Origin of the sequence: Streptomyces melanogenes, from assembly GCF_014649795.1 — a bacterium.
GTDB lineage: Bacteria > Actinomycetota > Actinomycetes > Streptomycetales > Streptomycetaceae > Streptomyces > Streptomyces noboritoensis.
Window position 1 is genome coordinate 1 of sequence record NZ_BMTS01000024.1, and the last position, 26,838, is coordinate 26,838.

Annotated in this window: 26 protein-coding genes, 1 pseudogene and 1 CRISPR repeat array (1 of these 28 only partly in view); of the genes and pseudogenes, 17 read left to right on the top strand and 10 right to left on the bottom strand. The window is 68.6% G+C overall.

The genetic code is table 11. The features are described from left to right. Window positions 1–154 precede the first annotated feature (154 nt). From IE252_RS34980 to IE252_RS34990, 3 genes are all read left to right on the top strand, one after another. Window positions 155–972, top strand: a protein-coding gene (locus IE252_RS34980; protein ID WP_229848989.1) for an IS5 family transposase whose coding sequence is annotated in 2 segments (ribosomal slippage) — window positions 155–506 and window positions 506–972 — 819 coding nt in all. Because the reading frame shifts where the segments join, the coding sequence is not laid out codon by codon here. Between the two features lie 38 nt (window positions 973–1,010). Continuing rightward, a complete protein-coding gene (locus IE252_RS34985; protein ID WP_190093499.1) occupies window positions 1,011–1,292 on the top strand; it encodes an SGNH/GDSL hydrolase family protein in 282 nt (93 codons plus the stop codon). A gap of 147 nt (window positions 1,293–1,439) precedes the next feature. Then, on the top strand, window positions 1,440–2,060 hold the full coding sequence (locus IE252_RS34990; protein ID WP_190093500.1) for a hypothetical protein: 621 nt from the start codon (window positions 1,440–1,442) through the stop codon (window positions 2,058–2,060). 15 nt (window positions 2,061–2,075) lie between these two features. On the opposite strand, the gene IE252_RS34995 is transcribed toward IE252_RS34990, so the two are convergent. Genes IE252_RS34995 through IE252_RS35005 form a run of 3 tightly spaced genes read right to left on the bottom strand, consistent with a single transcriptional unit; the run spans window position 2,076 to window position 5,449 of the window. Continuing rightward, a complete protein-coding gene (locus tag IE252_RS34995) occupies window positions 2,076–2,741 on the bottom strand; it encodes a hypothetical protein (RefSeq protein WP_190093501.1) in 666 nt (221 codons plus the stop codon). 48 nt (window positions 2,742–2,789) lie between these two features. Continuing rightward, window positions 2,790–3,707, bottom strand: a complete 918-nt coding sequence (locus IE252_RS35000) for a 5'-methylthioadenosine/S-adenosylhomocysteine nucleosidase family protein (RefSeq protein WP_190093502.1) — start codon at window positions 3,705–3,707, stop codon at window positions 2,790–2,792. Then, complete coding sequence (locus tag IE252_RS35005; protein WP_190093503.1) at window positions 3,704–5,449, bottom strand: AbeC-like domain-containing protein; 1,746 nt, start codon at window positions 5,447–5,449, stop codon at window positions 3,704–3,706. The genes IE252_RS35000 and IE252_RS35005 overlap by 4 nt, the downstream gene beginning before the upstream one ends. Before the next feature lie 86 nt (window positions 5,450–5,535). On the opposite strand from IE252_RS35005, the gene IE252_RS35010 reads away from it, so the two are divergent. The 7 genes and pseudogenes from IE252_RS35010 (at window position 5,536) to IE252_RS35030 (ending at window position 13,542) form a co-directional block, all read left to right on the top strand. Continuing rightward, window positions 5,536–6,258, top strand: a complete 723-nt coding sequence (locus IE252_RS35010) for an NUDIX hydrolase (RefSeq protein ID WP_190093504.1) — start codon at window positions 5,536–5,538, stop codon at window positions 6,256–6,258. Between the two features lie 263 nt (window positions 6,259–6,521). Then, window positions 6,522–6,980 carry an HTH domain-containing protein gene (locus IE252_RS35015; RefSeq protein WP_190093505.1) on the top strand — a complete coding sequence of 153 codons (459 nt, stop codon included), beginning with the start codon at window positions 6,522–6,524 and terminating at the stop codon, window positions 6,978–6,980. Between the two features lie 111 nt (window positions 6,981–7,091). Beyond that, window positions 7,092–7,241: pseudogene (locus IE252_RS44385) on the top strand (hypothetical protein); the annotation flags it as partial. 67 nt (window positions 7,242–7,308) lie between these two features. Further along, complete coding sequence (locus IE252_RS43530) at window positions 7,309–9,108, top strand: Tn3 family transposase (RefSeq protein ID WP_229848990.1); 1,800 nt, start codon at window positions 7,309–7,311, stop codon at window positions 9,106–9,108. Between the two features lie 111 nt (window positions 9,109–9,219). Continuing rightward, entirely contained in the window at window positions 9,220–9,651 is a 432-nt protein-coding gene (locus IE252_RS43535; protein WP_229848991.1) for a hypothetical protein, read from the top strand. Next, window positions 9,648–12,266, top strand: coding sequence for a tetratricopeptide repeat protein (locus IE252_RS35025; RefSeq protein ID WP_229848992.1), 2,619 nt, complete (start codon window positions 9,648–9,650; stop codon window positions 12,264–12,266). The genes IE252_RS43535 and IE252_RS35025 overlap by 4 nt, the downstream gene beginning before the upstream one ends. Before the next feature lie 274 nt (window positions 12,267–12,540). After that, complete coding sequence (locus tag IE252_RS35030; RefSeq protein ID WP_190093508.1) at window positions 12,541–13,542, top strand: recombinase family protein; 1,002 nt, start codon at window positions 12,541–12,543, stop codon at window positions 13,540–13,542. A gap of 55 nt (window positions 13,543–13,597) precedes the next feature. Here the strand turns inward: IE252_RS35030 and IE252_RS35035 are convergent, their stop codons facing one another. Continuing rightward, window positions 13,598–13,765: a hypothetical protein gene (locus IE252_RS35035; RefSeq protein ID WP_190093509.1), complete on the bottom strand. Its 168-nt coding sequence runs from the start codon at window positions 13,763–13,765 to the stop codon at window positions 13,598–13,600. A gap of 375 nt (window positions 13,766–14,140) precedes the next feature. Between IE252_RS35035 and IE252_RS35040 the strand changes: the two genes are divergently transcribed. After that, window positions 14,141–14,281 carry a hypothetical protein gene (locus IE252_RS35040; RefSeq protein ID WP_190093510.1) on the top strand — a complete coding sequence of 47 codons (141 nt, stop codon included), beginning with the start codon at window positions 14,141–14,143 and terminating at the stop codon, window positions 14,279–14,281. A 53-nt stretch (window positions 14,282–14,334) separates the two neighbouring features. Here IE252_RS35040 and IE252_RS35045 read toward each other — a convergent pair whose 3' ends face one another. After that, window positions 14,335–14,553, bottom strand: a complete 219-nt coding sequence (locus IE252_RS35045; RefSeq protein ID WP_190093511.1) for a hypothetical protein — start codon at window positions 14,551–14,553, stop codon at window positions 14,335–14,337. A gap of 145 nt (window positions 14,554–14,698) precedes the next feature. Between IE252_RS35045 and IE252_RS35050 the strand changes: the two genes are divergently transcribed. The 3 genes from IE252_RS35050 (at window position 14,699) to IE252_RS35060 (ending at window position 18,573) form a co-directional block, all read left to right on the top strand. Beyond that, window positions 14,699–16,201 (top strand): hypothetical protein, encoded by a 1,503-nt coding sequence (locus IE252_RS35050; protein ID WP_190093512.1) that lies wholly within the window; start codon window positions 14,699–14,701, stop codon window positions 16,199–16,201. A gap of 118 nt (window positions 16,202–16,319) precedes the next feature. Further along, window positions 16,320–17,384, top strand: coding sequence for a site-specific integrase (locus tag IE252_RS35055; RefSeq protein ID WP_190093513.1), 1,065 nt, complete (start codon window positions 16,320–16,322; stop codon window positions 17,382–17,384). Between the two features lie 973 nt (window positions 17,385–18,357). After that, entirely contained in the window at window positions 18,358–18,573 is a 216-nt protein-coding gene (locus tag IE252_RS35060; protein ID WP_190093514.1) for a hypothetical protein, read from the top strand. 47 nt (window positions 18,574–18,620) lie between these two features. Here the strand turns inward: IE252_RS35060 and IE252_RS35065 are convergent, their stop codons facing one another. After that, window positions 18,621–18,845: a LexA family protein gene (locus tag IE252_RS35065; RefSeq protein WP_229848993.1), complete on the bottom strand. Its 225-nt coding sequence runs from the start codon at window positions 18,843–18,845 to the stop codon at window positions 18,621–18,623. Further along, the gene (locus IE252_RS35070; protein ID WP_190093515.1) at window positions 18,842–19,072 is read right to left on the bottom strand and encodes a DUF8825 domain-containing protein; all 231 of its coding nucleotides are present in this window, start codon (window positions 19,070–19,072) and stop codon (window positions 18,842–18,844) included. Before IE252_RS35070 ends, IE252_RS35065 begins: the two co-directional genes overlap by 4 nt. Before the next feature lie 63 nt (window positions 19,073–19,135). Between IE252_RS35070 and IE252_RS35075 the strand changes: the two genes are divergently transcribed. Continuing rightward, entirely contained in the window at window positions 19,136–19,333 is a 198-nt protein-coding gene (locus IE252_RS35075; RefSeq protein ID WP_190093516.1) for a hypothetical protein, read from the top strand. A gap of 201 nt (window positions 19,334–19,534) precedes the next feature. On the opposite strand, the gene IE252_RS35080 is transcribed toward IE252_RS35075, so the two are convergent. Next, window positions 19,535–19,966: a type II toxin-antitoxin system VapC family toxin gene (locus IE252_RS35080; protein ID WP_190093517.1), complete on the bottom strand. Its 432-nt coding sequence runs from the start codon at window positions 19,964–19,966 to the stop codon at window positions 19,535–19,537. 71 nt (window positions 19,967–20,037) lie between these two features. Next, window positions 20,038–20,262: a hypothetical protein gene (locus IE252_RS35085; protein WP_190093518.1), complete on the bottom strand. Its 225-nt coding sequence runs from the start codon at window positions 20,260–20,262 to the stop codon at window positions 20,038–20,040. A gap of 987 nt (window positions 20,263–21,249) precedes the next feature. Between IE252_RS35085 and IE252_RS35090 the strand changes: the two genes are divergently transcribed. Both IE252_RS35090 and IE252_RS35095 read left to right on the top strand, forming a co-directional pair. Next, a complete protein-coding gene (locus IE252_RS35090; protein ID WP_229848994.1) occupies window positions 21,250–21,855 on the top strand; it encodes a sigma-70 family RNA polymerase sigma factor in 606 nt (201 codons plus the stop codon). Between the two features lie 5 nt (window positions 21,856–21,860). Then, window positions 21,861–22,526, top strand: coding sequence for a hypothetical protein (locus IE252_RS35095; protein ID WP_190093581.1), 666 nt, complete (start codon window positions 21,861–21,863; stop codon window positions 22,524–22,526). Between the two features lie 928 nt (window positions 22,527–23,454). Here IE252_RS35095 and IE252_RS35100 read toward each other — a convergent pair. Then, on the bottom strand, window positions 23,455–23,733 hold the full coding sequence (locus IE252_RS35100) for a hypothetical protein (RefSeq protein ID WP_190093519.1): 279 nt from the start codon (window positions 23,731–23,733) through the stop codon (window positions 23,455–23,457). Window positions 23,734–24,323: 590 nt separating this feature from the next. Further along, window positions 24,324–26,838: direct repeats of the CRISPR family, unit length 28 nt; unit sequence GAACTACCCCCGCGGGTGCGGGGACGAC; it runs 930 nt beyond the window's last position.

Below are 26,838 nucleotides of genomic sequence, written 5' to 3' on the forward strand. Positions count from 1 at the left end.
CGCCGCAGACTCCGCGAGCTCCAGTACCGCCCCGGCCTCCTCGACGGATGCCTCGCCGGAACCGGCCTCACCCTCACGACATCACGCCCACAAACTCAGTAACAAAAGTGGTTTGATCATGTGACTGTCGGCTTGATCGCTCGTTGATGTGGTCATGGGGAAGCGTCAGTCGCGGCCGTGGATCGTGTCGGACGAACTGTGGTCGCTCATCGAGCCGTTGCTGCCCGAGCCGCCGTTGAAGCAGGTGGAAGGGCGTCCACGCGTGCCTGACCGGCAGGCCCTGTGCGGGATCCTGTTCGTCCTGCACACCGGGATCCAGTGGGAGTATCTGCCGCAGGAGCTCGGCTTCGGCTCGGGCATGACCTGCTGGCGGCGCCTGGCGGCCTGGAACGAAGCCGGCGTCTGGGACCAGCTGCACCAGCTGCTGTTGAACAAGTTGCGGTCGAAGAACCAGCTGGACTGGTCCCGGGCGGTGATCGACTCCTCCCACGTCAGAGCGGCTCGGCGGGGCCCAAAAGCGGACCCAGCCCGGTCGACCGCGCACGCCCGGGCAGCAAACACCACATCCTCACCGACGGCCAGGGCATCCCGCTCGCGGTGTCGCTGACCGGCGGCAACCGCAACGACGTCACCCAACTGCTTCCTCTTCTGGACAAGATCCCGTCCGTCGCCGGTGCGGTCGGTCGGCCACGGCGTCGGCCCGACATGCTCTTCGCCGACCGCGGCTACGATCACGACATCTACCGTCGGCTTCTGTGGCAGCGCGGGATCCGGCCCGTCATCGCCAGACGGGGCAAGCCGCACGGCACCGGCCTTGGCACCTTCCGCTGGGTCGTCGAGCGGACGATCTCCTGGCTCCACGGCTTCCGCCGCCTCCGCATCCGATGGGAACGACGCGACGACATCCACGAAGCGTTCCTCGGCCTCGCCGTCTGCCTGATCACCCACCGCCACGTCCAACGCCTTTGTTAGGGCCCCTTAGCGACACCGCCGACGTCCTCACCACCGCAATGCAGGGCTCAGCGGACGACACGAGGAAGCAGGGCGCTGAGGTGTGGTTCTCCAACCCGAAGGCCGACTTCGAGGGCAAGGCAGTATGCGGTGACCCGGAGCGGATCCACGGCATAGTGAAGACCCTCACCAACTCCGACAAGCCCCTCAAGGACTGGAAGATCCTCAACCCCATCCTCAGCAAGTACGGCCTGTCCGCCCAGTCGTTCCATCCCAAGATCGAGGGAGCGCGCCTCTACGCGAACGCCCTGGAACGCACCATGGCAGGCATGGGCCTGTAACCGCACCAAACCCCCATTAGGGCCGGGGCATCCTTTGCGGGGAGCTCCCGTCCCCATATGAGTATGTGTACGGATGGGACCCGCCAACTACGCCGCGAGAATGGGCACATGACTGCAAAGTAGGCACCTCGCGCCTATCCGCCGTGCGTGATGCCGCCAAACGCCTCCTCGGTCATCATCCTCACCCTCTCCGCCTGCTCTTCCCAAGACTGCGCCACGAGCCCGAAGGAGGTGCGCGAGCTGGCAGGCAGCGCGCAGGCTCAACAGTCCCGGAAGGCAGCCGAGGGCCATCTGCGGTCCATCGTGAACGCGTACGCCAAGAGCACTCCCCTCACCCTTGGCCTGGTCACGGTGAATGACTTATGTGCCGGGGGAACGTCGACGCAGTGGTTCTTCCAGACCGGTGACGACCAGTACAAGATCCGCTGCGCCATGCGCGTCACTGCCTACTACGGTGCCGACTCACGCCGGATCGTTGACGTCCTGGATGGCATCCTCACCGCTGGGGACCATAACTCCTCCGGCGGGGTCCCCGGCGACACCATTCCGTTCCACCACGGCAGCCACGGCAGTCCCCTTCTCGACTACTACCGGAACCAAATCCCAAACCTATCCGGTCAGAACACGCCGGAACCAGCCCTCTTATTCGATCCCTCACAGACGTTGTCCTGGGACACCGTGCGAAGCAGCCAGACGAAGCTGATCGATGAGCCGGACCGGTGCCCGACCAACGATCCGCCCGTCACACGCTGCCTTCAACGGCATTGACCCTAGTGGGGTGTGTCAGGGCTGGGGAGTCGGGAGGGCGGGCGAGCTGTCTCTCCAGGCCGCGTCGAAGTGCTGTAGGGCGATGGAGTAGAGGAGTCCGGGGGCCCGAGCGTAGAGGCATGGGGTGTTCCTGCCGTGAGCGGAGCTGTTATAGAAGGTGAGGTAGGCCACCCGGTCCGTTGCGATCACGCGGCAGGTGTTGGGCAGGTTGAAGCTGTGGAGCACGAAGTTGCGTTGTGTGCGGGTGCGACGGGCTAGGTAATCCATATTCGTTCGGACCTGGCTCCTGAGGAGTTCCGGGGTGAAGCCAGGATCGAATCGGTGCACGTCCTGGGAGCGTTGGTCAAGCCAGGAGTCTCCTCGGGTATGGGGGTCGGGTAGCAGGACCTGTACGGATTCCGGGGAGAGTTCTCCCGACCATAGGGGGGAGAAGACGTCACGGGTGAGTACGTTTCCTCGTCCTGCCAGGACCTTGACCCAGCGCGCTCGGCTCAGGTCGCGTGCGAGGTCCTGCTCGGCGGACGCCTGGTGGCGGTACACACGGCCGAGTCCTGTGCCGGTGAACCAGGAGCAGGCGGCGACCAGCCACCACCCGGGGCGCGAGCCGCGCAGGAAGCCGAGGACGAGCGCGATAGCACTGGCTGCCAGGGAGCTGAGCACCCCGAACAGAAAAGCAGTCATGCGAGCCATCTCCCTATGTCTGGGCAATCCCGGTTCTCGGCTTCTCGGTCAGCAGAGATAGGGCAGGAGGCGCCGCAGGATGTGCGCGGCGTTCCGGGCTGCGAGGTCGTGGTAGCCGTGGCCCTTTTCCGTATCGGCGTTGTCGGACACACCTCGAATGACGATCCAACCAGGATTGGTTCCGCCGTGGACGGAATTCTCCTGCCAATACTGGCTCAGTCCTCCGGCCTCCATATCCACTGCCAGTACCTTTTCGTGATAGTTCGTGAGATAGCTGCGGATTTCGCTCTCGCGGTCTGCGATGACGGCTTCGCCGGACCCGATCACGCCCGGATAGACCTCGAACTCCTTCGAGGCATGCGGGGAGAGCTGATCATGTATGCGTGCGGGGGTTCCGTGATCGGCGAAGAAGGCGTTCATCGCATGAACGACCGGTGCCGGTGCTTGCCGGTGCTCGCCTCGGCGGCGAACGTCCCCACATGGGTTGATCTTGCGATTCTCGTAGTACACGACGTCGGTGGCCACGATGACGTTGCCGATGCGGGCGTGTTCGTCATGGATGCCTCCGCCCACGCCGACCAGGGCCCACAGGCGCGGCTCGTAGTGGCGACGCAGGTTTTCCAGTGCGGCCATCGTCGACCGCTGCCCCTGGCTCTGGCTTTGGGTGGCCACGACACGCACGGTTGCTTCCGGCGTGGTGTGCTGGCCGCGGTAGAAGTACAGTCCGTTGGGCTCCTTGTGGCGCCGTAAGTCCAACTCATCAACCACGGAACGCAGTTCCTCGCTCAGGATCGTGACCACTCCGATATCCCACACGACGCTCGGCTCGTCGGCGTGACCGCTGTCGGTAGGGATGCCGGCATCGCGAGAGGGTGTGGTCACAGTGACTTGGGCGTGTTCTCCGACGGCGTTGTTGCTGAAGCTGTTGCTGTTGCCGTGGCTGACGATTCCTCGATTGCCGCTCACTGGCTTCCTCCGCCGCTGCTGTTGGGACCTGCCGACTGGTTCGCGGAGACGCTGACCTGAGCCGCGTCACCCACTGCGTTGTTACTGAAGGAATTGTTGTCGCCGAAGTTGAAGATGCCGCTGTTGATGATTTTGAGTGCGCGGTCGTTGAATTCGGATATGTCCACGTCCCTGGCGGACAGGAAGTCGCCGGCGGCTCGGAGTAACCTCCGCTCGATCGTCTTCATCCGACCCAGGATGTCGCTCTTCTCCAGCTGGATCTTGGACCACGCCTGGGATGGCCTCTCCCGTATGCTCACCCGGCTGCCGATTAAGACGTTACGGATCGGTGCGGAGGTCAGATCACGGGGGAGTACAGCGGCCTTACACAAGGCGAAGAGGTAGGAGGCTACTCGCCAGGAACGCTGGATCTCCGAAGGCAATGTGGCCAGTTCGCGAAATGCCGCCCAGACGACGGCGGCGGCTCCGTGGTGACCGAACTCCTCGGTGCGCTGGAAGGACCGTGGCGTGTGGGCGAGGACGCAGGCCACCGTGGAGATGCTCAAGGTACGCCCCTGCAGACTGATGTGTAACAGGACGGTCGCGACGAATTCCGATCCCTCAGCAGGCGTGGTGACTTCCAGGAAGTGGTGCTGCTTGGATCCGGGGGTGTTGATGATGACGCGCAGGTCCTTCTCAGTCACCTCCTGCGGGAGGAGAGAATGGTCCACCGCCACATCGGTCTCGGCGATGTAGACGCGATCGCGGACCTGTGCGGGAAGGCGGACGTCCTGGCTGTCGGCGTCAAGTGGTTGCACCGCCTCGCGCAGGTACTCCACCAGTTCGTGTGCCTGGAAGGGTGGTACCGGGTGTTCACGCTCATGGAGCGGTGCGTCGTCGTCATCGCCGGGGCGCAGCAACTGGATGCTCATCGGCGGGTTCCACTGGTAGACGAGTTCACCGGCACCGATGAAGGGCGACTCGTCCCCGAACAGCGTGAACATGGTGATGTCGTCCTCGTCGTCATCCTCGCTGTGGCGGGGACGGCGGTATACGGCACAGACGTGCCCCTGCTGTGCGTCCGCCGCCCGTTGCCGGCCGGACAGGCGCGCGGGTCTGAGAGTCGGCGCACGCAAGATGTGGTTGAGCATCAGTTGACGTGCGGATCCGATGCTGAGGCACATGAGCGTGATACCCGCGGCCACGCAGAGAGCCATCGTGGCCTGGCCCGGATGGGTAAGCGCCATCAGCAGGCCGGTCAGTGCCAAGGAGAGCGCTGCGACCCCGATGCGCCTCAGTGCGCGTGACCGCTCCGGGTTCTTCCGTGGGGACAGCAGTCTAGAGAGGCGCTGATCGTCTCGCGCCGATGCCAGACCGCGGCGTTTGGGCTTCCGTTTGGGCCTTGGCTCCCGGTCCGTGCCCAGGAGTAGTACAGCGCGATGCAGCAGCCACAGGAGGCTGAGGCCGCAGGTGATGAGAACAGCGGTGGGCAGGGCACCCGCGAGGGTAGGGGCGGCCACTGCCCCTACCAATGTCAGGCGCAGGAGCGCGCTCAGTGCGGCGGCCCGCCACGCATGGTGCATGACGGGAACAACATCGAACCCGTAGGACGGGGCGACCCTTCGGTACGGCGCGGTGCACACCTCGTTGATCACGAGGTCGCGAAAACGCTCGTCGACATACACGCCGGTGCATAAGTGGCGGGTGGCGGCGGTTGGTTCATGGGTCGCTTCCTCGGCCGGTGGCGCATCGGAAGTGAGCATGATCTGCCCTCGCCTCGTAGGGTTATGGTTAATGAGACCATAAGTAATGAGAGCGTTTAAGTCAATATGACCTTTAGGGGTTCTGGGTGGATGACTGGCTGAAAGACTCCGTGGAGGTCGAGGCGTCGTGGGTGACCGTGGACCTGGCGATCTTCACCATCAGGGACGATCAGTTGATGGTGCTTCTGATCGAGCGCGGGCTGGAGCCCTTCCTCGGCCGGCCCGCGCTGCCAGGCGGCTACGTGCAGAAGAACGAAACCTTGCGCGACGGGGCGCTGCGCGAGCTCCGGGAGGAGGCCGGGATTGACGGCGGGCGACTGCACCTGGAGCAACTCGGCGCCTACGGAGACCCTCAGCGTGACCCGAGAGGAAGGGTGGTCACGGTCGCCTATCTCGCACTGGGACCGGATCTTCCCGCTCCGGTGGGGGGCACCGATGCCAGACGCGCCTACTGGGCTCCTGTCTCACAACTGACGGATGAGGCAGAGGTGCTGGCCTTCGACCATCTGGCCATCCTCTCGGATGCCTTGGAGGAGATCCGCAGGAAGATCGAATACACCGCTGTCGCCACAGCATTTTGTGGGGAGTCGTTCACCCTGAGCGAGCTGCGCACGGTCTACGAAGTGATCTGGGGGGAGGATCTGGACCCGAGCAACTTCCGCCGCAAAGCGCTCAACACCATCGGCTTCGTGCAGCCCACGGGGGAGCGGTGGCACCCCCCCACCGGGCGTCCGGCCAACCTCTACCGTCGGGGGAGCGCATGGCTACTCAGCCCGCCTCTGCTGCGCGGCACCGGGAACGCAGCGTAGCCCGCCTCGGGATTCGACCCACACGAGAAAGAGATCCGGGCGGGAGTGGGCCCGCGCCAGTCATCTCCGGCACCTGCTGGTGAGGTGGGTCTTGGTCCGTGACTGGTCCGGAAGCGCTGGTTTGTTGTGAGCCAGCCAAGCGGAAGGCGGCTGATGGGCAAAGGCTCAGCTCGGCCGCCTTTGCTCATACCCCCGAGGGGAAGTTGAGCCTCTTCGGCGAGGACGACACGAGCAGGTTCTTCGTCTGCTGGTGGTACAAAGGTGTGACCGCTTCTGACCTGCGGATACGGGTGAAACCGCCGGATGGGAGGCCGAGTTGGTCCGATCCTGGTCCGGATCTTGGTGGGGCTCCAGCCCGGGCCTCGACCATCCGTGACTACGCCACCAGCGGCTACCTTGACAAAGGCGTCGGACTGCACGGTCGCAGGTGGTGGCGCCGCAGCGCGGTACAGGCCCGACAGGAGGCCGGGGACCAGCGCCACCACCCCGAACTGACGGGCGCCGGCCGCCGGGTGGGCGACCCCCGCAACCGCGCCCCCCGCCCCCGCACCGATCCCCGGATCGAGGCCGTCGCTGCGGAGTTGGCCGCCGGGGGCCCCGCGGTCACCAGCGCCGACCTGGCCGAGCGCTACGGCGTCAGCGACCGCACCGCCCAGCGCCTCCTGGCCGCCGCCCGCCGACAAGGCCCTGTTCTCCCGAAGCTACGGCGAAGTGACAAGTAGCTCTCTGTAGCGGGTCAGGGGTGGGCTTGTCAGAGTTTTCGATCTTCTGGGCTCACCAAGGGACCTGCTCGGCCAGGTTGGTCCGGTCATGACGACCGGAAGGAGACCAGGGTGCGGCAGGAGTGGGAGCCGGAGGACCTGATCGAGGTCTGGACGCTGCTGGAGGAGGATCAGGAGCGGCTGCGGAACAAGTCGGGGGCGAACCGACTGGGGTTCGCGCTGTTGCTGAAGTTCTTTGAGGTGGAGGCCCGGTTCCCGGAAGACGCCGGGGAGATCCCGGTGCCAGCGGTGTCGTACGTCGCCCAGCAGGTGAAGGTGCCGGCCGGTGATGGACGCCATCGACCTGCTCAAGCGGTATCTGGACCAGCCCATCGCCAAGGAGGGGGCGTTCTTCGACGAGGCGGAGAAGATCCCGCTCGCGGGGGTGGTGCGCGAAGAGTGGCGCAAGGCCGTCGTGGACGAGCGCGGCCGGGTCGAGCGCATCCCGTACGAGCTGTGCGTGCTCGTGGCGCTGCGGGACGCGCTGCGGCGGCGAGAGATCTGGGTGCCGGGCGCGAGCCGGTGGCGGAACCCGGAGGACGATCTGCCGCCCGACTTCGAGGACAACCGCGATGTTCACTACGACGCGATCCGCCAGCCGCAGGACCCGGAGAAGTTCATCGAGGCCCTTCAGAAACGGCTGAGGGAGGCCCTGACCCGCTTTGACACGGCGCTGGAGCTGGGCACCACGGGCGGGGTGGACATCGTGAGGAAGCACGGCGAGCCGTGGATCAAGGTCTCGCCGCTGGGCAAGCAGGAGGAGCCGGAGAACCTCGTCGCTCTGAAGGCGGAGATCGAACGCCGCTGGGGCACCATCGACCTGATCGACATCCTCAAGGAGGCCGAGTTCGCCACTGGCTTCACCGGCGAGTTCACCTCGGTCGCCACCAGAGAGGCGGTCCCAAAGGCGGTGCTGCGGCGCCGGCTGCTGCTGGTGCTGTTCGCGCTGGGCACGAACATGGGCATCAAGCGGGTTGCGGTCACTGGCAAGCACGGCGAGAGCGAGGCCGTCCTGCGCCGGGTACGGCACCTGTTCGTCAACCGGACCAACCTGCGCGCGGCGCTGGTGCGGCTGGTCAACGCCACCTTCGCCGCCCGCGACGCGGCGTGGTGGGGCGAAGGCACCGCCTGCGCGAGCGACTCCAAGAAGTTCGGTTCCTGGTCCAGCAACTTCATGACCGAGTGGCATCAGCGGTACCGCGGTCCCGGCGTGATGATCTACTGGCACGTCGAGAGGAAGTCGCTGTGCGTCTACAGTCAGCTCAAATCCTGCTCGGCCTCCGAAGTCGCCGCGATGATCGAGGGCGTGCTGCGGCACTGCACGGACGTGGAGATCGACCGGCAGTACGCCGACACGCACGGCGCCTCCATCGTCGGGTTCGCCTTCGCCCACATGCTCGGCTTCAACCTGCTGCCCAGGCTGAAGAACGTCGGCTCGGCGCGCTTGTACCGGTCGGCGACCGGGGAGGATGAGAAGTGGCCGAACCTGGCGCCGGTGCTGTCGACGAAGACGATCGACTGGGACCTGATCCGCCAGCAGTACGACCAGATCGTGAAGTACACCACCGCCCTGCGCCTGGGCACCGCCGAGGCCGAGCAAGTCCTGAGGCGCTTCACCCGCGGCGGGCCCAAGCACCCGACGTACCGGGCGATCGAGGAACTCGGGCGGGCAGTGCGTACGGCGTTCATCTGCGACTACCTCGCCGACGCCGACCTGCGCCGCGAGATCAACGACGGACTCCAGGTCGTGGAGAACTGGAACTCCGCCAACCACGACCTGTTCTACGGCAAGGACGGCGACCTGACCGGCTCCGACAAGGAGTCCCAGGAGGTCTCCATGCTGGCCCTGCACCTGCTCCAGTCCGCGTTGGTGCACGTCAACACCCTGCTCCTCCAGGACATCCTGAGCGAGGAGAAATGGCAGAAGCGGCTCACCGACGCCGACCGGCGGGCCCTGTCTCCGCTGTTCTGGACCCACGTGAACCCCTACGGCACGTTCCGGCTCGACATGGACAAGCGGCTGCCGCTGACCCCCGCACCCGCACCCGGGCCGCGCGCGGACCACCCACAGGCGGTGGATATGGCCTAGGGCGGGCGGGAATAGACGAACAGGGGGACACCGCACGGCAGGCCCGGCCAGCGCCGGGGAACGAGGGGGTGGCCGGTGGGACAGGTCGGCAGATGGGTTACGGCGGTCGCAGTGACCGTAGCCGCGTTCGCGGTGGCGACGTGGCTGTGCGGGGCACTGGTCCTGGCGCCGGTGGTGCCCGACGACGCCACCCGGTGGGCCTTAGCATGCGGCGTCGGCTCGGCGGTGGCGGCCCTGGCCGGCATGGGCGGCTACGGGTACGCCACCCGCCCGCAGCAGACCCCAGAGTCGCCCCCGGTTACAACGGCGTCGGGGGTGCGGTCGGTGGCGATCGGTGGGAACAGCCACGGGCCGATCAACACCGGCGACACCACGCCTGCGGCACCGGCCGCTCCCGACGCCGTCCCGCCCCCGACGGGCCCCGCCGGGCCAGCACAGCCCCCGCCCGGCGCCGCCTCCTCCGGGGTGCGGTCGGTGGCGATCGGTGGGGACAGCCACGGGCCGATCAACACCGGCGACACCGATGGGAGGCCCGCATCGTGACCCGGTGGTTCACTCGGCGACGCGCGAACGGCGACAAGACGCCCGCTCCCGGCGCTGCCTCGCCGTCGCAGGCCCAGACCTCCGGCGACCGGTCGGTGGCGATCGGTGGGAACAGCCACGCCTCGATCCTCACCGGCGACAACGCCCGCGTGGTGAACCTCCCTCCGGAGGCACTGCGCCCGATGGCCGAGGTGGACGCCCCGGACGGCTTGGACAACCTCCCCTACCGCAAGGACCTCGTCGGCCGGGCAGCCGACCTTGACGCGCTGAACCAGGCCCTGACCCGCCCCGGCCAGGCGGTCGTGCAGGCAGTTCACGGCCTAGGCGGAGTCGGCAAGAGCGCGCTGGCCATCCACTGGGCGGCCACTCGCGGCCGCCAGCAGGGACTGGCGCCGACTCGCTGGATCACCGCCGACAGTCCCGAATCCCTCCAGCAGGGCCTGGCCGGTCTGGCTACAGCCCTGCAACCCGGGCTGTCCCAGGTCCTGCCCGTCGAGGACCTCGCCGAATGCGCCGTGCAGTGGCTGGCCACCCACAGTGGATGGCTCCTTGTTCTCGACAACGTCACCCGTCCTGCCGACATCGCCGAGCTGCTCGCCCGCGCCACCACTGGCCGCTACCTGATCACCAGCCGACTGTCCACTGGCTGGCACGATGCGGCCACCCGCATCCGCCTCGACGTACTGGACCAGGCGGAGGCCCTCACGCTGCTGACCTCCCGCGCCGGTGCCGCGGGGTCACGGGACATGGATGGCGCGGCCGAACTGTGCGAAGAACTCGGACACCTGCCCCTGGCCCTGGAACAAGCCGCCGCCTACCTCGCCCAGACCCCTCTGCTCACCCCCCGCGGCTACCTTGGCCTCCTCGCCGCCTACCCGGCCGAGATGTTCGACGTCGGCGGCGCTGAAGTCACCGCCAGTGACGCCACGATCGCCCGCGTCTGGCGAGTGACCCTCGACCGCATCGCCGAACAGCAGCCCTTGGCCACCAATCTCCTGCGGATCCTCGCCTGGTACGCACCCGACCACATCCCCACCATGCTCCTTGACGGCGCGGGTTCCCCAGCCGCAGTTCACCGCAGCCTCGGTCTACTCACCGCCTACAGCATGGCGACCGCAGACCCGTCCACCGACACCCTGTCCGTCCACCGCCTCGTCCAGGCCCTCTCCCGCACTCCCGATTCTCCCGCCACCGACGTGACGGGCCATCACGATCCGGACCCCCACCGTCGGCCCCACCTGATCAACCAGGCCAGGGACGAAGCCACCAACCTCCTGAGTGACTTCCTAACCAGCACGTGGGATGACCCCGTCCACTGGCCCGCAGGGCGGATCCTGCTCCCCCACGCCAACGCACTCGTCGACCACGCACCTGCCGCCCACGACACAGTCACCACCATGGAAGTTCTCAACTCGACCGGACTGTTCCTGGCCGGGCAAGGCATGAACGTGCGTGCCATCCGGCATTTCGACCGCGCGGCGTCCAGCGGCCGGAGGGTGCTCGGCGACGACCACCCGAAAACCCTGGCCGCCAGCAGCAACCTCGCCAACGCCTACCGGTCGGTAGGGGATCTGGGGCGGGCGATTCGCCTGCATGAACAGAGCCTCGCAGACTCCGTGCGGGTGCTTGGCGACGACCACCCCGACACCTTGAACTCCCGCAACAACCTCGCTGGCGCCTACCAGGAGGTGGGGGATCTGGGACGGGCGATTCCCCTGTACGAGCAGACCCTGCGGGACCGGCAGCGGGTGCTCGGCGACGACCACCCCGACACCCTCTCCTCCCGTAACAACCTCGCTGGCGCCTACCAGGAGGTGGGGGATCTGGGACGGGCGATCCCCTTGGACGAGCAGACCCTCGCAGACTCCGTGCGGGTGCTCGGCGACGACCACCCCCGCACCCTCACCTCCCGTAACAACCTCGCCTACGCCTACCAAGCGGTGGGGGATCTGGGACGGGCGATTCCCCTGTACGAGCAGACCCTGCGGGACCGGCAGCGGGTGCTCGGCGACGACCACCCCAACACCCTGGCTGCCAGCAGCAACCTCGCCAACGCGTACCGGGCGGTGGGGGATCTGGGGCGAGCGATCCCCCTGTACGAGCAGGCCCTCGCTGACTCTGTGCGCGTGCTCGGCAACGACCACCCGCAAGCCCTGGCCGCTCGCAGCGGCCTCGCCAAGTCCTACCAGGCGGTGGGGGATCTGCGGCGAGCGATTCCCCTGTACGAGCAGACCCTGCGGGACGGACAGCGGGTGCTCGGCGACGACCACCCCAACACCCTGGCCGCCAGCAACAACCTCGCCAACGCGTACCGGGCAGTGGGGGATCTGGGGCGAGCGATCCCCCTGTACGAGCAGGCCCTCGCTGACTCTGTGCGCGTGCTCGGCAACGACCACCCGCAAGCCTTGACCTCTCGCAGCAACCTCGCCAACGCGTACCGGGCGGCGGGGGATCTGCGGCGGGCGATCCCCCTGTATGAGCAGGCCCTCGCAGACTCCGTGCGGGTGCTCGGCAACGACCACCCCGACACCGGAGCCTCCCGCGACGACCTTGCCGATGCCCGCCAGGCTCTGGCCAACCTCGGGCCGGGGGATTCGGCAGGAAGCAAGCCTTGATCTTCCATGTTCGGTTGGTGGGCGGTGATCAGCCCACCACGGTGAGGATCAACACCAACCTCGGGGATGTGTTGCGGCCTCGTGAGGGCTAACTCTTCAGGCGAAGGTCGCGGGACGCCATCGTGACTCTTCGCAGAATCGGTCCTTTCCCGGAGCAAGATCGGAAACGGGTCGCCGGGCCGCCGCTGATCTCGGATCAGTTCTCAGAACCCGTTCTCACGCAAACCGGCGAGTGACCCCCTTCTGAGAATCGTTTGTGACACGATCCGGGGGCATGACGGACCATCAAGAGCCCTCCCCCGCCGACGCGGACGACGTCGAGCGCCATCCCTGCCCCCGCTGCGCGGCCGAGCCCGGCTCATCGTGCCGCTCGCGCGGCGGAGCGGTCGCCGGGATCTACCACACCGGCCGGTTCAAGAAGGTACCCCGGCTCGCCAAGAGGCTCCGGGTGCCGACCCCGGCCGACCGGGGACCGGGACAGCCGTGGCGGCCCGGCACCCCGCACCCGGCGCCCGTCGCCGACGACACCCCGAGCGCGGACATCCGCATCGGCTACGCCCGGTGCTCGACGCTGACCCAGGAACTCCAGTCGCAGCTCGACGCACTCGCCGGGCGCGGCATCCCGCGCGACAAAATCTTCAGCGAGAAGATCAGCACCCGGGTGCGGGTGCGTCCGCAGTTCGAGGCCGCGCTCGCCGCGGCCCGCGAGATCAAGGCCCATGCCCCGCACTGCCGGGTCATCTTCACGGTGTACGAGATGAAGCGCCTGGGCCGCGACGCCGCCGAACTCACCGCGCTCGCCGACCACCTGGCCGCCCACGGCCTGGTCCTGGAGATGCTCGCCGGCCCCCTGGCGGGGACGTACGACCCCAGCGGGCACGGCAGGCTGCTGTTCGCGTTCTTCGCAGCGATGGCGGAGACCGAGCGGGAGAACATCCGCGAGTCCACGCTCGAAGGGCTCGACGCCGCAGCCCGCAAGGGCAAGCACGGCGGCCGGCCCCAGGTCATCACCACCGACATGCTCCACACCGTGCTCCGCCGCAAGGCGCTCGGAGAGTCGGTCGAGCAGATCCAGCCCGACCTGATCATCCCCACCGGAAAACGCAAAGGGCTCAACCCGAGCGTCGCCAGCATCTACCGGGCCCTCGCCGAACACGAGAAGACCCAGGCATACCCCGAAGCCATCGAGGCGGCCCACGCCGACTTCGCCGCCCTCCCGAACGCCGACGTCCCCCGACCCCGCCCGGATGCCACAACGCTCAGCTCACGACCATGATCAAGTGCTTAGCGTTAATGGCTGTACCGATGTTCCCCAAGCCCGGGCTACTCGGCTACTTCTGGGCTTCGGTGTGCTCTCGGATGGCCTGTGCGACATCGAGTAAGGCGAACGCGATGGCCGACAGCCCCTCCCCGAGCGTTTCCGTGACCTTGTCTTCGCCCCACCGGCCCGCCGCCTGCTCCGCGTTGCGGTTGGCCTGGTACCCGTAGGTGCTCGTCATGGCGTTGTCCCCTCCGCCCGCCGGACCCTCCGGCGGATCTCTGCTCTCTGCCCCTCCCGCGCCGCCGCGAAGCGCCGGATTTCCGTCCCCGCCGTGACCGGAAAGCCGCACTGATCGTTCTCCGGGAGGAGAAGCCAGCACTCCGCAGGTGGCTTCCGGCGCTCGTACAGATGGGCGGTTTCCTCGGCCCCGCAGCTGCGGAGCGCGAGCGGGCCCGAGGACTCCGAAGGGGCTGTTTAACCCGTACCGGGTGGAACAGCCCCTTCGCCGTGCCCGACCGCCTCGGCCACCGAGGCCCCGAGCCGGAGGCCTTGGCCTTCGCTTTTGCCGAGTGGGCTGAGGTCGTCCGGACCGAACCCCTTCAGGGAGACGACGATGCAGCCCACCACCTCTCAGGACGACGCCGCGTACGACGCCACCTCCGAGGTCGAGCTGTTCCACGAGAACCTGTACGACGACTGGGCCGCCGAGGTATACGGCGACACCTACACCCCCTCGACGGAACGCGAGAGCTGAGGCATCCGGGCCGCCCCGGCCGGACTCCAGATGATCGCCGACTCGTCCGGGCACTACCGAGAGGATGTGTCCGGGGTGCGGGGCGTGTCGTCGGCTTCGTCGTGGGGGGCGTGCCGGGGCTGCTGGTGGCCGGTCCAGGTGCTGTAGAGCCCGGCGAGCGCCACGCAGATGGTGGCCAGGGAGCCAGCGGGGGTGCCAGTGAGGATGAGCAGGGCTCCCGTGGTGAGGACCGCGACGAAGACGGCCGCGTCGAGGCCTGTGTGGGTGCGCATTTCGGATGCCTTCTCTTTGGGGTGAACCGGTGGAAGGCCAGCATGTGAAGTGCTCTGATTGTCCGTCTGGAGCCGTGCGGTGTTCGCGCAGGCCAGAGCGCGGCAAAGCCGGGGACAGCACGGACAGCCACGGACAGGGGGCGGGATGCCGGAGCGGGGAGGCGGCAGGCGGTCTGGGCCGCTGAACGGCGGTACGCCGCAGGCGGAGGAACTGGCCCGGTGGCTGCGGGAACTGACCGGCGAGCTGACGGTGCGCCAGCTCGCCGAGCGCTTCCCCTTCGGCCGCAACCAGTGGAGCGAGTTCCGCAAGGGCAGCAAGCTGATACCCCAGTACCTCATCGGCGATCTCGTCCGGGCCCTCGTCCGTGGCACGCAGGCCCAACAGCTCAAGATCGTGCAGGGCGAGGAACTGCTCCACGAGGCTGAATGTGCGGCCCTGGACCGGACGGTGCGCTCTGCGGACCGGCCTGCAGGCACGACCGTCGAGCTGCAGCTGCGCCTCGACGACGCCCGCCAGGGCGAGCTGGCCGCGCAGTCCGCCCTGCTGGGCACCACCCGTCTCGTCTACCTGCTCCTGGACATGGTCGGCTCCCTCACCCGGCGTTGCCAGAACCTGGAGAAGGAACGCGACCAAGCCCGCTTCGCCGCCGCCGGCGCGGACCTGAGCGCCGTCCAGCACGCGCTCACCCAGACCGAGGAGCGGCTGGCCGCAGCCAGCGACAGCCTGCAGCACGCCCGCCAGGAACGCGAGGAAGCCGAGCAGCTGCGCCTGCTCGCCCAGCAGCGTGCCGCCGAGTACCGGCAGGCACTGCACGAACTGCAATGTGCGCGGGCCGAGGAGTCGGTGCTGCCTACCACGCCTGCACCGTCAGGTGGCGACGAACCGCCGACAGCGGGGGCCAGCCTCACCCCGCTGTGGGAATACGACCTCACCCTGGAAGCCGCGGACGAGCAGCTTGCCGCCCACAAAGCCGGGATGGACGCGGCTCGCCAGCAGATGGGTCTCGTCCCAGACCAGCCGCCTGGTCCGCCGCCCCCCGTAATACAGGGGGAGGTTGTCCGTGCGGACACCGCGGACACGGAGGAGCCCCCTCCCACCAGGCCGAAGACCGGCCCCCGGGCGGCACCTGTATCCCCCGGCGCTCCCTTCCGCAGCGGACAGACGTCGGCCGGTGGCATGGGGGGCAAGGTGACCGGGCATCAGAGCGCCCCCGGGGAGGCGCAGCCGGGTCCCCCGCCGTTGGGGTGCATCTGGGAGCTGGCCGACATCCTGCGGGGCCTGGCCCTAGACCTGGCCGAAACCCTGTGGCACACCGCCATAGACATCGCTTCCATCTGCTCCGTCTGCGTCGTCCTGGCTACGGTCAGTTCGACAGCCACCTATGCCCGGTGGACCGAACCGCGCCCTGCAATGTGGATCCTGGCCGGGCTGTTCATCGGCGCGCTGATCATTGCCAAGCTGGCACTGGGCTTCTTGCCTAAGACAGACCAGGCGCGTTGGCTCCCGCACCCGCGGTTCAGTAGAGCACTCAGGGCTCTCGGAAGACTCCCAGCTTCGCTCGTCGTGGGTGTGGGACTGTCCCGGCCCCAGTGGCTCGGTGGGATCGGGGACTGGGGCGCCTCCATCGCGCACTACCTCCTCTCGTGAATGCTGACGACGAAGACCAGTCAGCACCCGGCCTATCCTCACTCCGCCGCTGGACTCCGGATAAGGTCACATATCCGGAGTCCAGAAAGACCGGCATGACGGGCACTCAGGGGAGACCATGACGAACACGGATCAGTCGGTCACCGCGAGCACCGCGACCCGTCAGACCGAGGGTCCGCCCGTCCCCGGCCGGTTCGACCCGGCGACCGAGGCCCGGCTCGACGGCATCGACCGCGACGCCACCCGGCACGTCCAGGACAACCGCCCGGCCAAGACCCGCAACGGGTACGCCGCCGACTGGCGCGCGTGGGAAGCGTTCTGCGCCCAGACCGCGCTGCCGCCGCTGGCCGTGCGGTCCGGGACGCTCGTGCTGTTCACGGAGTGGTGCTGGCTCCAGCCCGGCTACAAGCCGGGGCTGTTCATGGCGCCCGCCGCCATCGACCGCCGTCTCGCCGGAGTCGTCGTCACCGCCCGCCGCGAGCACAAGCTGCAGTTGGCCGTCGACGTCGCCGAGGAGGCCCGCGCCCTGCTGAAGGCGAAGGTCAAGGCGATGGAGAAGGCAGGCGAGCAGCGCGGCCGCGGCCAGGCCCCGGCCCTGCTCGTCCGGCACATGGAGAAGATCGCGGCGACCCTGCCGGACAACCTGTCCGGCGTACGCGATCTGTCGCTGATGACGATGCACTTCGCCATCGCCGGACGCGAGCACGAGGTCGGATGGCTCCGCGAGCGGCACATCGCCGAGGACCCGGAGGGCCGGGGCCTGATCGTGGACGTGCGGATCAGCAAGAACTACCCGCGCGTGGTCCAGGTCCCCTACGGCTCCCGCGCCCACCTCTGCCCCGTGAGGGCCTGGCGGCGCTGGCGCGAGGCCGCCGGCATCGGCGCCCCGGACGGATTCGCCTACCGCCGCCTGCACTCCCGCCACCACACCGTCATGGACCAGGGCCCCGACGCCGAAGCCGTGGGCGACGTCATCACCCGGCTCGCCGAGCGCGCCGGCCTCGACATCAGGCCCACCGGCCACAGCCCCCGCCGCGGCCTGGTCACCGAATCCTCCCGCGCCGGGAACCCCGACGCCGTGGCGGAGAAGCAGGGCGGATGGGCCAAGGGCTCCAAGGCCATGCGCCGCTACCGCGAGGACGACGACGGCTTCACCGAGAACGCCCTGCACGGCGTGCTGTAGCGCTCCAGGCGGTCGGGCGACCGCTTGGTTCCCCCGTTCGAGTGGTGGCGAAGTCGTCTTCAAGGCCAGTCGTGCCAGGTGCGGGCAACTGGGGAACCGGACCAAGTGGTCACCCAACTGAGCAGGAGCCAGTCGTGCCAGTTGCAGGGCAATTGGGGAACCGGAGCAAGTGGTCAGCCAACTGAGCAGGCGGCGCCACGGCAGTACTGAGAACCTGACATAAGTTCATGCACGCACATGGAAATAGGCCGACTTCTCGGGGTGCGGCCGATGCTCCGCGAGTGACTTCAGTCACGGCGCTTGGCGCCCGCTCGGCCGCTTCCGCATGCAGGCCGTACGCCTCTGACCAGTGCAAATCCGGGGATTTGGCGCTTAGGTGAGGGGGCGAGGTAGAGCTTACCGAGTCGGGGAAATTTCCTTCCCCTTGTTATCTCGGGTGCCGAATGAGCGTCATGTCAGGCAAGTAGCCCTGGGAACCCGTGCCTTACAAGTATCCGAGGGGTGTTCAGGCAAGTGGCCCCCCCAACTTCATACGAATCCGAACAAGGTTGGGACGCCCTCTTTCCGCCCGGGAAGAGGGCGGCGCCCCCGCTGCGAGCCCTGGACCGGCGGACAGGAATGCACCGGCACCGCCCAGTCGGCTCCCTGTAGCTGCGTCTTGGAAGGGATCAGCCACGTCGTCAGCGGTACTTCCCTTACTTGCCTGCATCTCTGACAGGCGGCTGAACTGCGGAAACATTCGAGAGCACTAGATAAGGGGCGCTCCCGCCTGACTGGCCATCAGAGTGCGTGACCGTACCCGGAGTGCCCGACGGTAGTTCCCGGAGCTGCGTAGTGTGGCACCTCACCGAAAGCCCCTTCGGCACGACGAAGGGAGACCTCCTCGCGGTCCTTGCTTGGACGGCTGACCGCGCCGAGGTCTCCCTCTCGTTACGTCGAGGTGGTCCGTCCTGCTGTGAGGAGAACTGACCGAGTGACGTCCATCGACCGTACCCCAAGCCCGACCACCGGAGAACCCAGCTCCACGGTCATCAGGTGGCTGACCATGCTGACCGGACTCGTCTCCATCGTCGCCGTGGTCATCCTGTCCCTGACGCACAACCCGGATGCCGCCGGAGCCGTCGGCACCATCGGCACGGCCGTCACCGCCATCGGCGGCGTACAGATCGGCATGCGGAACCGCCGGTGAGTGCTAGCGCCCTCCCGGCTCGGTACCGGCTGGGAGGGCGCTAGCCGCTACTGCCCGCAGTGCGGGCACCGGCCGCTGGGGCGGCGCCCCCGGGTCTCGACCGCCCCCCCCCGTTCCCGCATCCGCCGCAGCTGATAGGCGATGGACGACGGGCTGGAGACGCCCACCGCCGCCGCGAGCTCCCGCACGGAGGGCGCCTCCCCGTACTGGACCACCCACTCGCGGGCCCGGCGCTCGATAAGCAGCTGGCGGTCGGTGAGGTGCCCGCTCACGCTCGCCCGCCGCGCGCGAGTTCCTTGAGTGCCATCCGGGCCCCCGGCGTGGAGCCCGCCGGTGTGGTCCAGTACGGGTGTGCGGCGATCCGGACGGACAGCTGCTGCAGCCGACGCCGGTATGCGGTCGCCCCGGCCTGTCCGGCGGACGGGTCCGCGAGCCGCCGGTACGTCGCGTACCAGGCGGCCTGTGCTTCCAGGAGGTCGTGGGGGAAGGTGTACCTCATGACAGGCATTAGAGCACGTGTTCGAATTTGTGGGCGAATGCCAGCCAGTGAGACACTCCGCCGGTGACCACAGCACGCCGCCGTCTCGGCGACGGGCCCCAGACCCCGCAGGCCCCGGCGACGCCGACGGCTGAGCCCCGGCCCCGGATCATCGCCACCCAGGCCGACCTCGACACCGGGCCCATGGACCAGGTGCAGCTGCCCGATCTCGCCGAGCTCCGGGCCCGGGGCGTTCTGGGCGACGCCGCGCTGGAAGAATGACTCGATGAGCACTCCCCGCCGCCCGCTGGGCACCGGCCCCCGTCCCCCCGCCGCAGGCCAGCCCCTCACCGAGGACCGGCGCAACGTCATCGAGCACGCGGTCGGCAGCCCCTCGGCCGCTGATCGCTCTCCAGTTGGCGGCCAAGAGCAGCGGCCCGGACGGCGGGCACTTGGCGCAGGTCCTCAAATGCGGGCCGAAAACTAGAACTCCCGCGGGTACAGGTCGAAGTGGTCGACGTGCCGGGGGCGGACCACGGAGAAGTGGCGGCGGTCGACGGTTGCCACCCTGGGGGTGCCGAAGCGCTCGGCGACTGCCACCACGCAGGCGTCCGTGCCGCCCAGTGGCAGGTCCTCGTACTCCAAGACCAGCTCGCTCATCCGGGCCAGGTCCTCCGGATTCACGTTGACGACCTGTCCATACAGGCCCCGACCGAGGTCCGCGAGGAAGGCCGCCTCAACGCGCGTGCCGACGTACTTTGCGAGCAGGTACACCGCCTCGGCGATGACCGGCGCGGGCACCACCAGGTCGCGGGGCCCGACCTGCCGGTACCAGTTGAGGCAGGCGCCATGATGGTCGTCGTCCCTGTCCACTAGGGCGTACAGCGGCCCCGTGTCCACAACTGTCGTCGTCACCGGGCGGATTGTGTCAGTGGACAGCCCTCAACACGCAGCCGTGGCCAGAGGGTGACATCCCGGCTCGGCGGTCAGCGGCCGAAGCCGTCGCGCAGCAGCTCGTCCGCGTGCTCGGAGACATCGCTCCGGCCCGAGCGGCCCAGACCGAGCGAAGCTGGGACGTCGTCCGCCACCATCGCGTAGACGCCCGGGGTGCCGGTGCCGGTGCCGAGCGCACGCAATGCAGCCGCCGCCTCCTCGACCTGGGTCGGAGGAAGAGCGTCGATCAGCTGGTGAAGCTCTTCGCGCGTCGTCATGCCTCTCAGCGTACGGCGAAAGCTGAGCAGGTGGTGAGCACCAGGTGAGCACTTGGGAAATGGGCTCTAGGCTCGACGCCCAGGGACTCCGCCCCACAAACGAGGACCGATTTCTGAAACCCCCGCTGGTCAGACCCGGTATTAGCTGCCCGCGCCTGCCGGGGACTGCCACCGCCACCGGGCGCTGCCGAGCCGTCCGCCGGACGCTCGCCATGATGCCGCCCGGGAGGCGCCCAGGGTCCGTGATTCTCCGTGGCCTGCCGCGTGCGCGGCTGCCGGTGCTCTGGGGCGGAAAGGTGGCAGCGGCGAGGGGAAGGGAGGCGCGCGGTCGCCCGGTCGCCGTCTGTCCGGTCGGAGTCGGGCCGCTCGCCGTACTCCCGCCGTCGCGCACGACGGGCGCGTGAGGAGACCGCACCAGCGGCTGCTTGCCGCCGCTCGCGGGACTGGCCGGCCGCGTATCCGACGGGACGACCCGGCTGGCACGCCATCAAGCCTCGATGACACAGGGCGTATGTCGGCTGTAGGGGGGGGTGCGCCGGAGCGTGGAAAGGACAGCAAGGGGTGGCTGGCGCCGTGAGGGGGCGCGGTGGCGTGGCCTTCGCGTCGGCTCAATGGTGAATCACTCGTGTGGGGTGGGGCGCACGGTGGGTGCGGGGCGAACGGGAGCGGTCGGGGAGGCGGTGGCTTCTGCGCAACGTCGTTGTGATGTATGCCACTTGGGGTGCGGGAACTTTTGCCATGCTCGTAAACGGCTGTTCATCCCCGCTGGTCATGCGGCCCTGCTGAATACTCGTTCCCTGTTCGATGTTACGTACCGCAACCAATGGTGATCATTGCGTGATTTTTTCGGAGGGTGCGTTGAGTGAGCGGGCGCACTTCTCGACATCGTGGGTCTCGGAGTCAACAAGCTCTGGGTAAGGCCTCATACGGCTGCGCCCGGCGTCGACGAACACTGGAGAGCGCGATGAACGCTGAGCGGAGGCCTGCGTGAGCGACGACCATCACGTACTGGGGGCGTACGGCATCCCCGCACCGGCCGGGCGGCCCCAGCCGCTGGAGGAGCCGCTGGGACTGCCGCTGGACTACGAGGCGTACTACCTGGGCCACCAGGAGTTCTTCCACGCCTTCGCCGAGCTCCACCTCGGCACCCGGCACGCCGCCGAGGACACCGTTCACCTTGTCTTCCTGGAGATTCTCTCGATCTGGGACGACCTGCTCCAGGACCCCGACCTAGAGCAGCGCACCCTGACGGTCCTCAGCCGCCAAGTGCGTGAACGACTCGAGTCCGAGGGGCGACCGCCCGCCTTCGTGATCGCCGGCCCCATAGCCCAGAACCTGCGCGCGATCCGCGCCGAGATGGAACTCGCGCCGCAGGGCGCGGGCCTCTACGAGGCGATCCTGGAACTGCCGCCCCGCCAGTTCACCGTCATCGTCCTCAAACACCTGCTCGGCTATCCCACCGCACGCATCGCGCGGGTCATGGGTTTGGACCCACGCACCGTCGACTACCACGGACGCCGGGCCAAGGAGCGCCTGCGCGTCCTGCTGGACCTGCCGGCCGAGCTCTCCATGAGGAAGGGACGGGGGAAGTGACCGCAATGACCATCAGCGATCTCCTGGACGACGCCGCCGTACCGGTCTCCAAGGCGGAAGGGTTCGACGTCGGGGCCGCACTGCGGCGCCTGGCCGCCGATGCCATCCGAGCCGTGCCCGCCCCTGATGTGCTGCGCGCCGCCCAGGCCCGCCAGCGCCTGGGCGTGGTAGCCCGCTGGATCCTCAACCAGCCCGGAGCAGCCCACCACGTGGACCGTCTCGCCCAGGACGCTCCCGGGATCCCAGCCGAAGAGGACAACCTCGATGTCGAAGGCGCTGCCATCTACGCCTGCCTGCTGTACCTGACCGCGCATCCCGAAAGCGCCCAGTTCTGGTGGCAGCTGGCCGCGGGTGCCGGCCACCGCGCCGCCGGCTACTGCCTGCACCTGCACCACCTCTCCCTCGGGGAGGACCGCGAGGCCGCGCACTGGCACCACCAGGTCATGCACGCCCCCGCCCGCACCGCCGATCCGCTGGACGAGGAGTTCATCGAGTCGATCGAGGCCGTCGCCCGCTACGTCCACACCCACGGCTCACACGCCGCCGCCCCGACGGCGAGCCTGGAGCAGGAGGTCGACCGGCTCGCCGAGAACAGCTCAGGCGCCTGCATCATCGTCCCCCGCCCAGATCGCCAACTGGCCGAGCGGCTACGGGACTTCATCCGTCACTGACCACCAACAGCAGCAAGGAGCCCGTGCCGCGCCCCTCGGTTCCGAGGCCAACAGGGCGCACAGGGCTCCTCGCACGACATCCCCGAACGCAGACGAACGAAAGATGCTCTGCCGTGAACCATAGCCGCCTGCGCCGCCTCACACAGCGCCTGCGCACGATTGCCTCAATGCGAGCCGTCTCTCGAATCGGCCGGATGCCCCCACGTCTATACCGGTGGGCCGCTGCCCACCACCGCACCGCTCTGAGCCAGATCCTGCGTGGCCTGTGCTTCGGCGCTGGCAGCAGCACATGCGGCCTGCTCCTGTTCTGGCTCCAGCACCGCAACTGACCGTTACCCCCCGTCCGGGTCTAGGCACCTGTGGTGCCAGATCCCCGCGTGGTGGAGTCATCGGTTCGGCAGGCCGTACTCCTCCAGCCGTGCGGTCGGGATCATGGAGCCTTGTGCCTCGGCGCCGGGCACTCGCTGGACTTTGCGCTTCGGTTGACGCAATCAGCCCCGACTCCACGACGGCAAGCCGGCGAACTTGCGGTCCCATGGTTTGGGAGGCCGGGAATTAATCGTGCGGCTTCATGATGTCCGTTGGTGTACCACCCAGCGGTGGCGAATCTGGGCACGAGCTCGTTGGTGCGCGGTCGGCCTCAAGATGGACGAGGAGATTGGTCTGTTATCGCGGGCAGAGGCAGGCGGAGTTCGGTAGCCGGTGGGACGCATGGTGCTGTTGGACCCGGGTGACATCGTCCCCGAGGTCGGGTATCACCTCGTCAAATGTACGGCCAGCTCCGCCGCCGCACCGATGTGCGGTTGAACGAAGGACACACCGGCCACAGCAGGGGCTCACTACTGTCAGGCCTCTCGACAGAGACGGTAATGCGCAGTGCCCGGCATCATCAATGAATCCGGGCACTGCACGTCAGACGGTGGGGTGCTCAGAGCAGGTCGCGCTCCATGTAGTCGTCGGCCTCAGCCCAGGTGATGAACGAGCATATTCCTGTGGCGAGATCGACGCAGATCGGCAGGTTGCCCGCGAGCCGGGAATGCTCGTCCCCGTCATCGAGGAACTCGATCCGGTCGTACGGTGCGATGAACCTCTCTCCCTCGACGAAGCAGTCCTGCGAGATGATCCGCACATTGCTGGACGGCCAGGACTGGCTCTGCTCGGCGAGGAACGCCCCGGCCCGCGCCTTTGCTTCTTTCCGGTCGAGCATCAGTTGGTCCTCACGAGGTAGTAGTCCCGGTATCTCGGTTGGGGAGAGTTCGCCCGCCCTTGCTGGAAGTCGAGGAAGACCGGTTGCGGGCAGGAGGATGGCCCCGGCGCGGGTAGCGCGCTGCGAGGGTCTGCGGACCGCACTGTTTGCGCAACCATCAGCGGCGCCACCGGGGGGCGAGAGGACGGAGGGGGCGGCCGTCGGTCACTTGTCGAGCACAGCGGCAGGGAACGGTGCGTACGTCACTCCATGTGCTCGGGCGATCCGCTCTACCCCGAGAACCTACCCTCGCAGATGCAGGGACGACCGACCGGGGCTGGGCGTTCGAGCGTCCTTCAGGGCCCCACGGGTGCGGGGACGAGACGCGGCGGTGGTCGCATGACCCGCGAAGGTCTCATCCGCGAGCGAACTACCCCCGCAGGTGCGGGGACGACGTGCCAGCGCTGAGGGCGTCGCGTCCGGCCTTGGAACTACCCCCGCGGGTGCGGGGACGACTGGTCAGGCACGGGTGTCTCGCTCTTATTCGCCGAACTACCCTCGCGGGTGCGGGGGACGACCCCGGCACCCCGGTCACCCCGCTCCGCCTGGAGGAACTACCCCCGCGGGTGCGGGGACGACAAGGCCGTGCTCCAGGGCGAAGCGGTAGAAGTCGAACTACCCCTGCGGGTGCGGGGACGACGTCGGCGGCCTGGAGGTGAGCGGCGCCCTGCGCGAACTACCCCCGCAGGTGCGGGGACGACATCCTGGGCAAGACGGGCAGCGGGAAGAGCTACGAACTACCCCCGCGGGTGCGGGGACGACTTCGGCACGGTGGGCACGGTGATCGCCGGGGTGGAACTACCCCCGCGGGTGCGGGGACGACGCGCGCCCCGGATCGGGGTAGAGGACGGCGAACGAACTACCCCCGCAGGTGCGGGGACGACGATCGGCCCGGCGACCACCGTTCCGACCCCCGACGAACTACCCCCGCGGGTGCGGGGACGACGGACCGCAGAAACGGGCGCAGTTCTGACCGCAGGAACTACCCCCGCGGGTGCGGGGACGACCGCCTGTTCATGGAGGAGGCCGACCGAACGAGCGAACTACCCCCGCGGGTGCGGGGACGACGCGGACCAGGTCGGCGCGGGCGCGGGCGGAGAGGAACTACCCCCGCGGGTGCGGGGACGGCCGGTGGGCGCGGACGATGTCCCCGCCGGGCAGGGAACCACCCCCGCGGGTGCGGGGACGACGACGGGCAGCACGAGCCACCACGCCCCCTTGGTGAACTACCCCCGCGGGTGCGGGGACGACAGGACCACGACGACGGTGACGATCGGCCCCAGCGAACTACCCCCGCGGGTGCGGGGACGACACGGCCACCGTGTACGGACTGGCCGGGGTGCAGGAACTACCCCCGCGGGTGCGGGGACGACTCCAGCGCCCACACGCTCGGAACTGCGATGGCAGAACTACCCCCGCGGGTGCGGGGACGACGCTGAAGGCACGCGGATGACGGTGCTACGGCCGGAACTACCCCCGCGGGTGCGGGGACGACGTCGTGCCCACCGCCTGCGCGGTGAAATCGGGGGAACTACCCCCGCGGGTGCGGGGACGACTGCCCGTGCCGGGCAGCGAGGACCTTGCGGAGCGAACTACCCCCGCGGGTGCGGGGACGACGTCGTGCCCACCGCCTGCGCGGTGAAATCGGGGGAACTACCCCCGCGGGTGCGGGGACGACCCGAAGCGCGGCTCGACGCGGGTGCGGCCCCGGGAACTACCCCCGCGGGTGCGGGGACGACGCCGCGCTCGCGCTCTGCGAAGACCGCCCCGGCGAACTACCCCTGCGGGTGCGGGGACGACGAGGGGCCCGGCTGTTTCAAGTGCGAGCGGCAGGAACTACCCCCGCGGGTGCGGGGACGACACCCTCCCGCACGTTCAGCACGTCTTCGACGGCGAACTACCCCCGCGGGTGCGGGGACGACCTGCCTGCCAACGCGTCCTCGCAGGTGTGCCAGGAACTACCCCCGCGGGTGCGGGGACGACCCCGTCGAACTCGGTGCTGGCCAGGGTGGCGCCGAACTACCCCCGCGGGTGCGGGGACGACACGACGATCTCCGTGTGGGCGCCGTTGCCGAGAGAACTACCCCCGCGGGTGCGGGGACGACTGGGCGGCCACCCTGGCCGCCTCCATCTGCGCCGAACTACCCCCGCGGGTGCGGGGACGACGCCCACCACGGATACCGGAGTCCGCTTGCCCTGGAACTACCCCCGCGGGTGCGGGGACGACGACCGGGTGACAGAAAAACCCCGGCATCCCGGCGAACTACCCCCGCGGGTGCGGGGACGACCCGGTCGGCGTGGTCTCGGGAGACCTGGTCTCGGAACTACCCCCGCGGGTGCGGGGACGACCCGCCGTACCACCTGCTCGGGCACATGGTGAACGAACTACCCCCGCGGGTGCGGGGACGACGCTGTCCTCGTGGACGGCGACGGTGACGGCGGAGAACTACCCCCGCGGGTGCGGGGACGACGCCAGCGACGCCGCCGACGAACTGGCCCTGCATGAACTACCCCCGCGGGTGCGGGGACGACGGTCACGGCGAACCCCCCGACCGCGCACCGCGCGAACTACCCCCGCGGGTGCGGGGACGACGCATTGAGCGAGCCGACCGTCTCCGGGGCGACGGAACTACCCCCGCGGGTGCGGGGACGACCCCGGCCGGGTGCTGGACACGCTGGAGAACGAGGAACTACCCCCGCGGGTGCGGGGACGACCGGACGAACGGCAGACCAGCCTTGAGGATCTGGGAACTACCCCCGCGGGTGCGGGGACGACCCTGCGTCGACGCTGGCCTTGTCCATGGCCTGGGAACTACCCCCGCGGGTGCGGGGACGACTTGCGTTCTCTTTTTGGCGGAACCCCTCCCAACGAACTACCCCCGCGGGTGCGGGGACGACGACTGCCAGCCGGGGACGTCGAGCAATCCGCGGGAACTACCCCCGCGGGTGCGGGGACGACGACAGCGGTACGGCCCGCTGGAGCTGTTCCAGGGAACTACCCCCGCGGGTGCGGGGACGACCACCGGCAAACCGGTCCCGGTCCCGGACCGCAGGAACTACCCCCGC

What these genes read in the sequence shown, in the direction of transcription:
- IE252_RS35035 (WP_190093509.1), bottom strand. Translation starts at nt 13,765, where the DNA reads ATGACGAGCACCTACGGGTACCAGGCCAACCGCAACGCGGAGCAGGCG.
- IE252_RS35085 (WP_190093518.1), bottom strand. Translation starts at nt 20,262, where the DNA reads ATGACGACGCGCGAAGAGCTTCACCAGCTGATCGACGCTCTTCCTCCG.
- IE252_RS35040 (WP_190093510.1), top strand. Translation starts at nt 14,141, where the DNA reads ATGCAGCCCACCACCTCTCAGGACGACGCCGCGTACGACGCCACCTCC.
- IE252_RS35100 (WP_190093519.1), bottom strand. Translation starts at nt 23,733, where the DNA reads ATGCTCGACCGGAAAGAAGCAAAGGCGCGGGCCGGGGCGTTCCTCGCC.
- IE252_RS43530 (WP_229848990.1), top strand. Translation starts at nt 7,309, where the DNA reads ATGGACGCCATCGACCTGCTCAAGCGGTATCTGGACCAGCCCATCGCC.
- IE252_RS35030 (WP_190093508.1), top strand. Translation starts at nt 12,541, where the DNA reads ATGACGGACCATCAAGAGCCCTCCCCCGCCGACGCGGACGACGTCGAG.
- IE252_RS35070 (WP_190093515.1), bottom strand. Translation starts at nt 19,072, where the DNA reads ATGAGGTACACCTTCCCCCACGACCTCCTGGAAGCACAGGCCGCCTGG.
- IE252_RS35050 (WP_190093512.1), top strand. Translation starts at nt 14,699, where the DNA reads ATGCCGGAGCGGGGAGGCGGCAGGCGGTCTGGGCCGCTGAACGGCGGT.
- IE252_RS35005 (WP_190093503.1), bottom strand. Translation starts at nt 5,449, where the DNA reads ATGCTCACTTCCGATGCGCCACCGGCCGAGGAAGCGACCCATGAACCA.
- IE252_RS34995 (WP_190093501.1), bottom strand. Translation starts at nt 2,741, where the DNA reads ATGACTGCTTTTCTGTTCGGGGTGCTCAGCTCCCTGGCAGCCAGTGCT.
- IE252_RS35095 (WP_190093581.1), top strand. Translation starts at nt 21,861, where the DNA reads ATGACCATCAGCGATCTCCTGGACGACGCCGCCGTACCGGTCTCCAAG.
- IE252_RS35045 (WP_190093511.1), bottom strand. Translation starts at nt 14,553, where the DNA reads ATGCGCACCCACACAGGCCTCGACGCGGCCGTCTTCGTCGCGGTCCTC.
- IE252_RS35055 (WP_190093513.1), top strand. Translation starts at nt 16,320, where the DNA reads ATGACGAACACGGATCAGTCGGTCACCGCGAGCACCGCGACCCGTCAG.
- IE252_RS34985 (WP_190093499.1), top strand. Translation starts at nt 1,011, where the DNA reads ATGCAGGGCTCAGCGGACGACACGAGGAAGCAGGGCGCTGAGGTGTGG.